Origin of the sequence: Parabacteroides sp. CT06 (genome assembly GCF_002257605.1) — a bacterium.
GTDB lineage: Bacteria > Bacteroidota > Bacteroidia > Bacteroidales > Tannerellaceae > Parabacteroides > Parabacteroides distasonis.
The window spans coordinates 3,206,884-3,220,532 of record NZ_CP022754.1 but is presented as its reverse complement, the minus strand read 5'-3'; the positions used below and the strand labels follow the sequence as shown (position 1 = coordinate 3,220,532).

Here is a 13,649-nt window from a genome sequence, read left to right as displayed (position 1 = left end):
CTATGATTTAACGCCATTATTTAATAATGCCATAACGTCTTTTAGTTGCATTATCGAACACCTCTGTCTCTCTTAGAAACTGCATTACCCGTTCCCTGTCTTCGGAAATCAGGCAACCTTTCAGTTTACCGTTCTTTTCCGTGATTTTTAATTTTGAAAGTTCGAATATATCGGAACAATCCAGCCAACTGTCATAGTCCAGAATATCACGATAGTTCCGAACCATCAAAGAATATTGGCAGTCCAGTAGCTCTTCCGACCTCTTGGAAGAATCTATTTCCGAATTTATCAGTAAAGCACCGATAGCGACACCTTCCGGAGTAAAGCCGATAATAACAATATATTTATTGCGGTCTTTATATCCGTCTTTTAGTATCAGTCCGTCCTCTTCGTCCAAGGGGACATAAATAATGTCACCAATTTTGACTGATGACATATCTACTTGCTCAGCTTTGGCCATTATAGCTTTCAGCTTTTCCAATGCACCGGTTTTGTCGTCCATTTGATTTAAGATAAAGCGTTCTTGACAATCTGCTTTTCTCGGATATAATCTACCATGTCCTTGGTAGCTTTTCCTGCCCGGGCTATATCTATAATGGTAATGAAGTTTTTTTGAGGATCATCCTGAATGCGTGTCATCGCTTCTTCCCATGCCGAGTCATGCGACAAATCGGACAAGTCATAAGGGTCTGTATCCTTATATTTAGCGATAGCAGCGTCAAGACAACGTTTGTTGGCACCTGATATATAGTCCATATCGGGTACGGCAGAAGTATATACCTTCTTGTCACGAACCTCTATGTCTGAAAGGAACTCGTCAAAATTCCCATCCAAGGGTTTGCCTTCTGCAATTTGCAGTGCCTTGTAGGTATAGGCTGGCACCGGGCCATGCTTCAATGCTCTGAAAGAGTCTTCGACAATCACTTTGCCATATTTGACAAGATGGTCCTGTTGGGCAAAATAAAGTATTTTAAATAACTTTATATAGTCCACTCCTTGAGTGAAACTCTGCATGATGTAGAGTACCACTGCTCTTATTTTAGCAATCTGTATAGCTGTTTTCATTTCAAAAAAATCTATGCGATTACAAAGATACAACTAATTTGCTGAATAATACGCTCATGATACAAAAAAAATAGTCCGTTGCATTTTTTTACGACATTTAATATAGTCGTCATTCTGAGAGTAATAGTCTGCAATTATCAAGAGATGGGCCAATCCACCCGATTCCACCTCCCTTTATAGTTCACCTTCCTCCGATTATAGTACGGGCAATCCGTTCCGATTGTCCGTTACCCTGTTTTAACACCCCTGTTTTACAGTTTTATTCATCCCTTTCTATTTGATTGTCATTTATTATCGTTTTGCTGCTGCCGTGCGACCTCTCGTGGACTTATTTTCCCGCAAAGGTAATAGGCTGCTCCAATCTTGCCAATGCCGGCGTTCCGCTGCGAGTGAGCCGTAAAAATCTTCCTCTCCGTCTGTCGAGCGTATTTTTCCGCATCAGCCTTGTCAGATTGTTTCCGCCACCTTTTGGAGGCAGAAAATAAATCCCAAAGGTCGCAAACAGGCCGAAAAAAGGGAAAAAAAGAAAGGTTAAATTATGAGTTACAACAAATTGAAATCATTGGTAGCGAACGTGGAAGCCATAGAAACGGCAATGAAAATCCAAGTTCAAGGCAGGCAGGCCACTGCGGAAGAAAAAGAAATTTTATCCCGATATTCTGGTTTCGGGGGTATCAAAGAAGTGTTGAATATAGGTACGGACAAGCCCATAGGTGGTGATATGCAAGAACCGATACAAAGATTGCAGGAGTTAATCAATGCTTACCCTCATTTCACAGAACCCATGCGACACAATGTCATAGAGGGTATCAAAGCATCTGTACTGACAGCATTTTACACTCCTAAATTCCTTGTTGATGCAGTGGTGCGGCAGATACACGCCACGTTCAGCGAAAACGGCCTCAAAATGCGTTCATTTCTCGAACCGAGTGCAGGTATAGGCGGTTTTCTGCCCATAGCCATGTCCGGCACGTATGACTATGCCATTGAGAAAGATCTCATTTCGGGGATGATACTTTCCCTGCTCCATGAGAACACGCTAACACGGACGGCTGCATTTGAAACCATTGGAGAACAAGGTTTTGAGCATACAACTTTCGATGTCATAGCCTCCAACATCCCGTTTGGCAATTTCCGGGTATTCGATGCGGAGCTGTGGAAGAAAGGCGGTATGTACGAACAGGCCACCAAGACCATACACAACTACTTTTTTGTCAAAGCGATGGAGTTGTTGAATGAGGGTGGATTATTGGCTTTCATCACATCGAGGGGCATAGCCGACACGCCCGGTAACAAGTTCGTGCGTGAATATCTTGTAAATCATGCAGACCTGATAAGTGCAATCCGTCTGCCCGATATGCTTTTCATGCAGACAAGCGGTATAGAGGTAGGCAGTGACCTGCTGATATTCCAAAAGCACACGCACAAGACGGTACTCTCACAACGGGAACAACTGTTTTTACAAGTAGGCAGGGAAAAGGCGGACGCCATAGGCACAATGACCGAATACGCCAACAAATTGTTTACCATGCCGAAAACTACCCTTGCAACAGGTAGCCGCATTGTACAGAACCAATACGGAAAATATGTGCGCAAATACCAATGGCAGGGAAATGAAAATGCCATGTCGCAATATCTCGCCGCACTGCTGAAACTCGACTTTGGTCGATATTTCCGCAAAAGTCTTTTCACAGGGAACGGACAGGGCAGCGAACATATGCAAATGTCCCTTTTCGGGAATGTAGCGATGAAACAAGTAGAAAAAGGTAAACGAGCCTACACGGATGGGGTGGAAGCATGGATGAAAGACGGCGCAATGGTACTGTTTGAGGGCCAGGTGGGTACTATCCAATATCGAAAATCAAGTCTTTATCAAGAGGTAGCCATTGATTTTGTGCCGGTGGACGAGGGTAAGGTCAATACAGATAGGGCGAAAGATTATTTTCCTATACGCAAAGCATACTTTGAACTGTCAATCAAAGAAAGGGAAGAACAAAAAGAGGATAACGGATTGCGTAGAGAGCTGAACGCCCGATACGATGCCTTTGTTGCCAAATGGGGCTGTTTCCACGAGAACGACAACAAGGAGTTTATCATGCTTGACAGCCTCGGTGTGGAAGTCTTTACAATAGAAATGCAGCTTGGAAAAGATTTAGTCAAGTCCGACATCATGCGTGAACCTGTGGCGTTCAAGAAGATAGACCCGAACAAACGGCTGACACCGATTGAAGCGTTGGCAAGCAGCTTGAATTTCTACGGCAAGGTTGATATGGACTACCTGATGCAGTCCACGGACAGTGCCGAGGAAGAAATCATCGGCGACCTCAAAGGTGAAATATTTTACAATCCCGCTATCGGGGAGTGGGAGCATAAAGGCAAGTTCCTTTCAGGCAATGTCATAGCCAAATGCAAGGAGATAGGTTCTTACTTGTCCGAACTCACGGACAGGGAAAAAGATTGGACGGAAACTGCTGTAAGGGCTTTGGCGGATGCGACACCCGAAGCGATACCCTACGAGGAACTCGATATTAACATGGGCGAGCGTTGGATTGACACAAAGTTATACGCCGATTTTGCAACTGAACTTTTCAAGGTAGAGACAAGTGTAATGTATTTCGATGTGAACGACACCTACATGGTACGTCTGCAAAGTTACTCTCCGGTGGCTTACAACACCTATTTCGTCCGCAACTATAACGGTGAGGATTTGTTTGTTCATGCCCTGCATGATACTGTACCCGAAATTACGAAAAAGATATACCGCAATGGTGATAAGGTGCGTGTGCCGGACGAGGAAGCCATACAAGAGGCAGCCACCAAGATACAGGAGATTAGAGACCGTTTCAACTGCTGGCTTGACAGGCAGCCGATAGAGGTTCGGGACGAGCTGGTAAGGGTATATAACGAGCGTTTCAACTGCTATGTTAGGCCGCACTATGACGGTTCGGCACAAACCTTTCCGCAGCTCTCTTTCGGGCAATTTCCATACGATAGCCTCTATCCCTCACAGAAAGATGCTATCTGGATGATTAAGCAGAACGGAGGCGGTATCTGTTGGCATGAGGTAGGCACAGGCAAGACGATGATAATGTGTGTTACCGCTTACGAAATGAAACGTCTCGGACTGGTACACAAGCCGCTTATTATCGGACTGAAAGCGAATGTGCACGAAATTGCTGATACGTTCCGCAAGGCATACCCTACGGCCAAAGTTCTCTATCCGGGCAAGGAAGATTTTACCCTTGCCAACAGGCAAGAGGTCTTTTCAAAAATCAAGAACAACAACTGGGACTGCATCATACTGACCCACGACCAGTTCGCCAAGATACCGCAGTCAGAAGAGACCATGATAGATATATTCACGGAAGAGCTTGCCGATGTGGAACGTAACCTTGAATTTTTGGAGCAGTCCACCATGCGTTACCGTAGCGGAAAGATGCAGGAGGGATTAGAAAAGCGCAAACAGAACCTTGGGGCTAAATTACAAGAACTGCGTATGAAAATCAATAATCGGAAAGACGATGCTGTGGACTTCCACACAATGGGAATAGACCATATTTTTGTAGATGAGTGCCATATTTTCAAGAACTTAATGTTTCAGACACGCCATAACCGTGTGGCAGGTATCGGCAACACCAAAGGCTCTCAAAGGGCAATGAACCTCTTGTTCGCCATTCGTGACATCCAACTTCGTACAGGTCGTGACCTTGGGGCTACGTTTCTGTCGGGTACGGTGGTCGTGAACGCCCTTACCGAACTATATGTGATGTTCAAGTATTTGCGTCCGCAGGAGCTTCAACGGCAACGGATTAGCTGTTTCGATGCGTGGGCAGCCATATTCACAAAGAAAACGGCAGATTATGAGTTGAATGTGACAGGCTCGGTGAAGCGCAAAGAGCGTTTCCGTACTTACATCAAAGTACCGGAGCTGGCAATGTTCCTGCGTGAGATTACGGATTACTGTACAGCCGACATGATAAATCTTGACGTGCCTGAGAAGAACGTGCGTTTCCTCTCTTATCCCCCGACAATCGAGCAGGAGGAAATGATAGGACGCTTGATTTCTTTTGCCGGTAGCGGCCAGTGGAAGGACTTGGGACTTGACGTTCCGCAACCCGACAATCTCGATAAGGCAAAAATGCTGGTTGCGACCAATGTAGCCCGAAAAATGGCTCTTGATATGCGCTTGTTGGGTTGCAAGTTCAAGGATGATGCCGATAACAAGGCTTCTATCTGTGCGAGGACAATCTATGACTACTATATACGCTCGAATGACAATCGGGGTACACAGTTCGTGTTCAGCGATCTTGGTACATACAAACCGAACGAATGGAACATATATGCCGACATCAAAGAAAAGTTGGTACAACTCGGTATTCCTGCTGATGAAATACAGTTTATCCAATGCGCCACTACCGAGAGGGCAAGAAAAAAGCTGTTTGAAGAAATGAACAACGGCAAGGTGCGAGTTCTTTTTGGAAGTACGACCATGTTAGGCACAGGTGTGAACGCCCAGCAAAGGGCTGTGGCAGTGCATCACCTTGAAATACCTTGGGTGCGACATGAAGTCGCATAGATAATTGTTGGAATGATACTTACGGGTATCAGCTTTAACCCGCTGTTCCGTCAGCGGTAGCCTACCGACCGATGCACCTTAATGTTGTATTAAGCGGTCGGGACGAAGTACACTTTCGCAAGACAAGACAGAACCGTGAGGGGAAGTCAAGTACGGTTAGTATCATACCGTAGAGTGGCGAGGCTGGATAGTATGGTTAGCGCAAGCGAACTGTTAGTAAACTTCGTAATGTCACGAAAGAGTGTAAGATACTGGCACACTCTACCCAAAAGGGAAGCGGTCGGTTAATCCTCTCCATGGTAGGATTACACGGATATAAGCACCGCCGGAGGATGAGACAGAACCTAACCTATCCGTTAGTTATCTATGTGGAACATGGTAAGCCTGTATTATCTCCTGTCATGTAAAAATGACAGGTAAGCTGACAGCAATGAAAGCCGAATGGTGTGCAGGTATAAGATAACAGAAAAAGCGAACGCCGTTCTGTAATGGAGCGGATACGGATTGAACCGACATCACGGGCTGATGTGGGCGACATCATCCGACACGAAAGTGGGCAGACTTCTGTGACGACATTAGGTAGGCAATCAAACCGAATGTTGTCAAATGGTGATTCTTTACAATTAACTTTTAGAACTTTCAAAAGGAGGAAAGCAAATGAACGAAAACAAGACATCGTGTGCGCCTGCTGACAATCAACAAACACTTTGGGACAGAATAGACTGGACTAAAGCGGAGTTGGCTGTCAGAAAGCTACAAGCACGAATTGTAAAGGCTCAGAAGGAAGGCAGATACAACAAGGTGAAAGCCTTGCAGTGGACGCTGACCCACTCTTTTTACGCAAAAGCCTTAGCCGTAAAGAGAGTTACTTCTAACGGAGGTGGCAACACCCCCGGAGTGGACATGGAAACATGGGAGAAACCCGAAGCAAAAACACAAGCGATAAGCGAACTCAAACGCAGAGGCTACCAGCCGAAGCCATTGAGAAGAGTCCACATCAAAAAGAGTAATGGCAAACTGCGACCGTTGGGAATACCGACAATGAAAGACAGAGCCATGCAAGCACTCTACCTTATGGCATTAGAACCAGTGTCGGAAACAACAGCCGACTCACGTTCATACGGTTTCCGCAAGGAACGCCGCTGTATGGACGCGGTAATGCAATGCCATAACATTCTCCGAAAAGGCTATTCTCCCGAATGGATTCTGGAGGGTGACATAAAGGGGTGCTTCGACCATATCAGCCATGAATGGCTGCTTGCCAACATCCCTATGGACAAGGCAATACTCCGAAAATGGTTGAAATGCGGCTATATCTTCAACAAACAGATGTTCCCGACAGAGGAGGGAACGCCACAAGGTGGCATTATCTCTCCCACGCTTGCCAATATGACATTGGACGGATTGCAGAAAGTCCTTGCAGAGAAATATAAACGAGTTAGAATCAAAGGTAAGTTATATTCGCCAATGGTGAATCTTGTCCGTTACGCTGATGACTTTATAATTACCTGCGAGAACCGTGAAACACTTGAAAAGGAAATCAAGCCATTGGTAGCCGACTTTATGTCTGAAAGAGGTCTGACCTTATCAGAAGAAAAGACGGTGATAACCAATATCCATGACGGCTTCGATTTTCTCGGTTTCAACATCCGCAAATTCGGCAATGAAATATTGACCAAGCCGACCAAGAAAGCCGAAAAACGTTTTATGGAGAATATCCGTAAGGTGACAAAAGGTCATAAGGGTTGCAAGCAGGAATCATTAATCAGGATGTTGAATGCTAAAATTCGAGGATGGGGAGCATATTATCAGCATGGGGCGACACGTGATTCTTTTCACAGAATCGACCATCAGATATTTCTCGCCTTGTGGCAATGGGCTAAACGCCGTCATTCCAAGAAAGGGAAACGGTGGATAAAAGACCGCTATTGGCACAATATCCGAGGGAACAGCTGGACTTTTGCGGCTAAGTTCAAGAAATCAAACGGCAAAGAAGACCAACTTACCTTGTTGAAACTGGCATCTTCGTTTCCTTTTCTGCAATATACGCAGATAAAGGGGGACATGAATCCGTTTGACGCAGACTGCCGCCTGTACTTCAATAAAAGAATGAAGTCAAAGATGCTTGTGACGCTGAAAGGACGTAAATCCCTGCTTTACCTATGGGAAAAGCAAGGTCGGAAATGTCCGATATGTGGTGAACCGATTGACACGCATAAGGCATGGAATGTAATGCCGACTGTACAAGACGGACGGAAATGCAATATGTTGGTTCATGATGAATGTTTCAAATTATCCCGTAAAAAACAATGGAAACAAGAAGTAGGATGAGCCGGTCTCTGCACACGAACAGAGACTTTGAAAAGCTTGAGCCGTATGAGGGGAAACCCTCACGTACGGTTCTGAGGGGGGAAGAGGGCAGTAATGCCCTTGACCTACCCGATCGACCTGCTGACATGGAGCAACGAAACGGCAGGGCGGTACGCAAAGGCAACACTGTAAAGCTGTGGGGTGGCAATGTGGTAGATATTGTAATTTACGGCACGGAAAAGACCCTTGACGCCTACAAGTTCAATCTGTTGAGAAACAAGCAGATGTTTATCAATCAAATTAACAACGGCACAATCGCCGTGCGTCGTATTGACGAGGGAGGCATGGATGAGGACAGCGGTATGAACTTCGCCGAGTTCGTGGCTATTCTGTCAGGCAATAACGACTTGCTGAACAAGACGAAGCTCGACAACAAGATTATGCAGCTTGAAAAGGAACAGGCTATTTTCAAGAAAGAACGCATCCGTGCCGAGCGTAAAATAGCTGCCGGTCAGGGAGAAATCGAAAAGGCAAAGCGTACTGAGGCCGATTTCAAGAGGGATTTGGAATACATCAACTCGTATAATGGGGCAAAGGCAACCCTGCTTTTGAACTTGCCGCAAGCCAGTACCGAGGAAGTTGGCCGGGAGTTGCACCGTATCGCCAAGACCTACCGCAACGGAGCGTATGGTACAGTTGGCACGTATGCAGGGCTAAACTTGTTGGTGCATAGCGAGTATAATATGGACGGTACGTTTGACCGCAATACATTCTTTGTAGAGGGTATAAGTGGATTGAAATACCGATGCGGTCTGAGCGGTGCGCTGCCGCTTGGTTTTGTTGAGTCGGCACAATATCCGCATGGAGCATTAAGCAAATTGCCCTCTCTTATCGAGAAGCAACAAAAGGCGGTAGAGCGGATAGAAAGCGAAATTCCCACATTGCAGGACATCATTTGCCGTCAGTGGAGCAAAGCCGATGAACTGTCAAGGCTCAAACAGGAATGTAAGGAACTCCAGCACAGGATTGATGAAAGCCTGAAAGAGGCCGAACAACCGCAGGCTGCCAAACACGAAGCTATTGCCGAAGCTGCTTGACATAATCATAATTCAACCGTTCCCTCTGCATGGTCGCGATGACTGGGCAGAGGGATTTTTTTGCGCTCCGGTCTGCCGACGGCTCTACTCTTTTATGGCATCCTTTCTCCCTTTATAACCTCCCGATTCCCCGCCACCACCCATTCTCATTTATAGCTATTAATATCTTCTGTTTTTAGTCAAATAGAGATAATATTCTTTCATCGCATATCCGTTTTTTGCGATACGCCATTTTTAGCTTCTACATTGGTGGCAATGTATCACTTTTGCCTTCACACCTCCTAATAGCTTCAATCAAGGCATCTTTTAATCTTATGAAGGCAAGTTTATCCACTCCTTTTGATATACTGATTTCATTACCGACCAAATCTTTCAACTTGAGTAAACAAGGAACATCTGCCTTATATCTGTCTCCCACATCTTGTAAATCATAGTCAAAATTATAATGATAAGCAAGAAATTGCGTAAAAGTATTTCTGCTTTTATTGCTTAGTTTGCAGATAGCATCAAAAAGAGCATTGGCATCTTCATATGCAAATATAGCACGAAGTTCGTATGTACAACTTTTATCTGGATAAGGCAATCTGTCTATGATTATAAGTTGTTCTACTGTTCCTTCAGTCAAATTACGCAGTGCTTTTTGCATTTGATCCGGCAACTCATTTATCTTTGATTTCATCTTCTGCAAGAAATAGTCCACAATATCATCCGTTATGGAGGTCTTGGAATCTGTGGTTACATAATTACATCCACTAATAAAAAGCCCTCTTAGCTGATAAAGTTCCTCTAAACTGGTTTGACTATTAATTATTTCTGCTATTCTTACTTTTATTAAAGAGACATAAGCCTGTATAAAATAGAAAATGCCAATAGCATGAAAATATGATAGATACGCAATACTATAACCAAGTTGATAAGCGTCTTTTATCTCTCTATCCAATATGGATTTTATAGTGTCCTGACAAATACTTTCAAGTTTTTGCTGCTCCATATCGAAAAAGCCGGATAACATTTCCCAAGGTTTCAATTCTTTTTGCTTATCCCTTATCTCCGTAACAATAAATTCTACAAGTGGAGCACCTGTAATAATATAGTGTATAATAGCCGTAACATACTCCGGATTTAAGACATCATAAATTAGCTCTTTGTTTAAAGAGTGATATTTTTCCCTTAGATGCTGTATCCTTTGCTTATCCTCATTATTATCTTGGAGTAGAGAAATCCGACAATCTCTACTCCAATTACAAATTACCTCTTTATTCTCACTATTATTATACTCTGCATACACTGCAATAAATGACCCAAGAATATTTTTAAGAAAGATATTATCCTTTTCAACCAGATCGGGAGGAAGTTTGTTTAAGTGGCTTTTAAAATCATATAAACATTGTCTCAAAACCCGTAAGTTGTCGGATTTTGTACACTTAAAACAGGCAATAATGAAATCACGCATTTCTTTCAAATAATCGGATACCGGTACTTCGCCAAGGAAGTATTCGATGGCTTCTTCTATGTCAGGTTGTATTTCAAATTCCTTGCCTATGGTCTTTTCCTTAAACTCATCCAATACAGCCTTGGGAAGTTTTTCAAGGTGGTTCTCATCTCCAATTACGACAACATGACAATTACAATGCTCTACAAAATAGTTGATAAAGCCTAACAATTCCTTCATCTCTATCAGGCACCTTTCGATGTCATCGAATATCAGAAACTTTACACCTTTTATACTGTCGTCTTTCACTTGTAGTAACGACAACGAATCCAGTGTTGCGGAAAAGGAACCATCCTCTTTAGAGTCTTCATTAAAATCCATACTTGTCTTGAAGACTACCTTACCGGCTAATTTCAAAACTCCCTTTATGAAACGCCCCGTTTTCGAATAGAAGAAAGGATTTAATTCCCTATCTATAGCTGTCTTGATGTCATTCACGCTATCCATTCCATAGGTCGAAATATAAATGGGCTTTAGCGTAATTTCCTCGTCGGTATCTGCGGTTCCATCAAACCTCTTCTTCCATTCTTTTATAAGATGAGTTTTGCCACATCCCCATTTTCCTTTCAGCATCACGGCATACTGAGGATTAGTATTATCAGCATAGCTGTTTAAAAAATCAAGAATCAAAGTATTCATACCTTTGTTATTAACATAATTCTATTTTAACTCCATTGGAAAACAAAAATGTAGCAATAAGAACATTAAATATTGAAATAGTAAACGACGCTGCAAATCCATTATCACCACATCCACAATGAACAAAGTTAGTGATATTTCTTAATACAATAATATCCAAACAACTAAATTTCATGTTTCTTCTTTGAAAGATCCAATAAAGGCTTGCAGGAATCGTCAGTCTTACCATTGATTGCTTAAACATGCGTCTCCTATCATAATAATATCCGCAGAAAATGTGATGGTGGAATACATTTGGCGTTTCCTGTCAACATTGTAAACCTCTTTGTAATATACGATATACGCATATTTGAACTCCACGACACGAAAGATTGAATTATCCTTAGTGTTGTAATAAATCACCTTGCCGCTTATCGCTTTGAAAGGACTGTTTACCATTGCTTCAAGAATAGTAGTTTCTCTGGTAGATTCAACGGTTATGGTAATACGTCCGCCAATAACATTTGTCACTGGCCTTCCTTTATTATCTGTCTTGCGGTTAAATTCAATATGTGATGAAATCACTTCTATATCCTTCCCTTGCAAGCACACGGTTGCCTTTAATTCTGCCATGCTGATCTTATTATTTATTATAAAACCAAGACATTTCGCCTTGGTTAAAGCAGTCAGACCGCTTTCAAGACAAGAAAGAGGATATCATATTTCGCAAATATAGAATTTTCCTTTGAACATAACAAACAATCAATTAAATTTATTAACCAGCAAAATAGAAGAAACTCTATTTACAGGCTATCCTCCCTTCTAAGTATTATTTATACAAAGTAGAGAAATGCCTGCAAGTTCAAGATGTACCACAAGATTAAGACTTGATGTAATTTTTTCAAGTTGAGAGCCGAGCTATCCGCGTAATAGCTCGGCTTGTTTTTTAAAATGAGGGAAAAGATTATTTAGACAGATGGTATTTGTCCTTTATATGCTCGGCCACGTGTTCGACTTCTGGGAACAACGTTGATTTATCTATGCCGAGGGCTTCAAGCTGCTTCCTGATCTTCTGCTTCTGCGCTTTATTGATGATGTACATTTTGTATCTGAAGTTAAGCTGTGCAGGCTTGCTTTTATTGCCATTGATACCATAAAGGAAAAATGCCCCGGACTGCCGGATTATGCGAGGATTGTCAAACATAGGTTTCACGCAAAAGACTCTCTCGATATCCTTTGAGTCAATCACATTCTGAAAATGAGGTTTCTCGTACTTAATTTCATGCAGAAGATATTGGATTTCCTCTTCGGAGTTGAACTCCTTCCTATCCAGTTCTCTCAAATCTTCGATACTGAAATCTATTGGGCGTTTGGCGATATTAGAAACGACACTGACAGCATCGCTATCAAAATATTTAATATCTGACATTTGAACTTCGAATCGGAACAGTTTTCCGTCAACGGCATCATTCTCGCACGCAAAATACAGAGCTACCAAAGGATTTGTAGTAATATCCAAGAGGCGTGTCGGCAAGGAGTAATGCTGCATCTTGACCAACTTCTCAAAGGTAGATGTACACCCTTTGAAATCAGCTGGACTTTGAGCGATAATATCTCTGAAAATTCTATTTTCATTCTGGATTAAGAATTTCTCTCGATAGATGGAGGGAATCAATCCAAAACTCTTATCTGACTGTCCTCGATAAAAGATATGGTAATCCATATCGTCCTCTAATTCATCTTCAAGTTTCTCGAATAGAGTCCGGATGCTACCAATACTTGATGAATCACTCTCCGGTGTATAATTATATGCCTCGTATGAAATCTCCCACGGACGTTTCCCAAGAGTCTTGACTATTTTTTCTGACAACTCATTATATGATGCAAAACTATCATAAGTGTAGCCCAGTTTTTTACTTCTTAGATACGATGAAGTGTTGGAGTCCAAAGGAACATATCTTTCCGGATTAGCGTAGAACAGAACAATGCTGAGTTTTCCCTTTCCGACACTTTTAATGTTCAATGCAGTTTGAAAAAGTCGTTCATCTACTTTCCCTCCTTTTACTTGTCCGAACAATTCCCATAATACATTTATATCATTGTTGCCCCTGATTGTCTTCCATGGGAATAGATGTACTTTCATGGGATGTGTTGTCGGGATGCCTGATACATCTGTTGGTTCTGGACAACTAAAATTTAGCTTACGCCTTAAATCCTGTAGGATTTCTACTCTTCTTTCATCGGAGTGAAACTTGTTGAGATACGAAAAGAATGTAAATGGGTCGATCTCTTCCAAAACAATCTCTTTGCCTCCTTCTGAACCATCACGAAAACCGGAAATGCCGATTTCTTTTAGCGTAGATATAAGTTCCGGTTGGCTATTCTGTTTTCCAAGTAGCCAGTCGGATAGTTCTTTGTAGAGAGGTATCCATGTAAATTTAGAAGCTATGTTCATCTTGAAAAGGAATAGGCTTATTCGTTTGGTATTTAC

Annotated in this window: 8 protein-coding genes; 3 read left to right on the top strand and 5 right to left on the bottom strand. The window is 42.7% G+C overall.

What is annotated here, in order from left to right:
- Positions 1-16 precede the first annotated feature (16 nt).
- Positions 17-502, bottom strand: a complete 486-nt coding sequence (locus tag CI960_RS13935; RefSeq protein ID WP_011203038.1) for a hypothetical protein — start codon at positions 500-502, stop codon at positions 17-19.
- Between the two features lie 5 nt (positions 503-507).
- Entirely contained in the window at positions 508-1,065 is a 558-nt protein-coding gene (locus tag CI960_RS13930) for a Panacea domain-containing protein (protein ID WP_004308669.1), read from the bottom strand.
- Positions 1,066-1,603: 538 nt separating this feature from the next.
- On the opposite strand from CI960_RS13930, the gene CI960_RS13925 reads away from it, so the two are divergent.
- The 3 genes from CI960_RS13925 to CI960_RS13915 all read left to right on the top strand — a co-directional run bounded on the left by CI960_RS13925 (position 1,604) and on the right by CI960_RS13915 (position 9,048).
- A complete protein-coding gene (locus tag CI960_RS13925; RefSeq protein ID WP_028730513.1) occupies positions 1,604-5,641 on the top strand; it encodes an N-6 DNA methylase in 4,038 nt (1,345 codons plus the stop codon).
- A gap of 657 nt (positions 5,642-6,298) precedes the next feature.
- Complete coding sequence (ltrA, locus tag CI960_RS13920) at positions 6,299-7,972, top strand: group II intron reverse transcriptase/maturase (protein WP_032559093.1); 1,674 nt, start codon at positions 6,299-6,301, stop codon at positions 7,970-7,972.
- A complete protein-coding gene (locus CI960_RS13915) occupies positions 7,951-9,048 on the top strand; it encodes a hypothetical protein (protein WP_007218127.1) in 1,098 nt (365 codons plus the stop codon). The genes ltrA and CI960_RS13915 overlap by 22 nt, the downstream gene beginning before the upstream one ends.
- Before the next feature lie 241 nt (positions 9,049-9,289).
- Here CI960_RS13915 and CI960_RS13910 read toward each other — a convergent pair whose 3' ends face one another.
- The 3 genes from CI960_RS13910 to CI960_RS13895 form a co-directional block, all read right to left on the bottom strand.
- Positions 9,290-11,179, bottom strand: coding sequence for a P-loop NTPase fold protein (locus tag CI960_RS13910; RefSeq protein WP_011203036.1), 1,890 nt, complete (start codon positions 11,177-11,179; stop codon positions 9,290-9,292).
- Between the two features lie 222 nt (positions 11,180-11,401).
- On the bottom strand, positions 11,402-11,791 hold the full coding sequence (gene tssD / locus CI960_RS13900; RefSeq protein ID WP_011203034.1) for a type VI secretion system tube protein TssD: 390 nt from the start codon (positions 11,789-11,791) through the stop codon (positions 11,402-11,404).
- 331 nt (positions 11,792-12,122) lie between these two features.
- Positions 12,123-13,607, bottom strand: coding sequence for an FRG domain-containing protein (locus CI960_RS13895; protein WP_028730510.1), 1,485 nt, complete (start codon positions 13,605-13,607; stop codon positions 12,123-12,125).
- Positions 13,608-13,649: the final 42 nt, after the last annotated feature.

Coding starts and splice junctions, on each gene's coding strand:
- CI960_RS13935 (WP_011203038.1), bottom strand. CDS start 502: ATGGACGACAAAACCGGTGCATTGGAAAAGCTGAAAGCTATAATGGCC.
- CI960_RS13930 (WP_004308669.1), bottom strand. CDS start 1,065: ATGAAAACAGCTATACAGATTGCTAAAATAAGAGCAGTGGTACTCTAC.
- CI960_RS13925 (WP_028730513.1), top strand. CDS start 1,604: ATGAGTTACAACAAATTGAAATCATTGGTAGCGAACGTGGAAGCCATA.
- ltrA (WP_032559093.1), top strand. CDS start 6,299: ATGAACGAAAACAAGACATCGTGTGCGCCTGCTGACAATCAACAAACA.
- CI960_RS13915 (WP_007218127.1), top strand. CDS start 7,951: ATGGAAACAAGAAGTAGGATGAGCCGGTCTCTGCACACGAACAGAGAC.
- CI960_RS13910 (WP_011203036.1), bottom strand. CDS start 11,179: ATGAATACTTTGATTCTTGATTTTTTAAACAGCTATGCTGATAATACT.
- tssD (WP_011203034.1), bottom strand. CDS start 11,791: ATGGCAGAATTAAAGGCAACCGTGTGCTTGCAAGGGAAGGATATAGAA.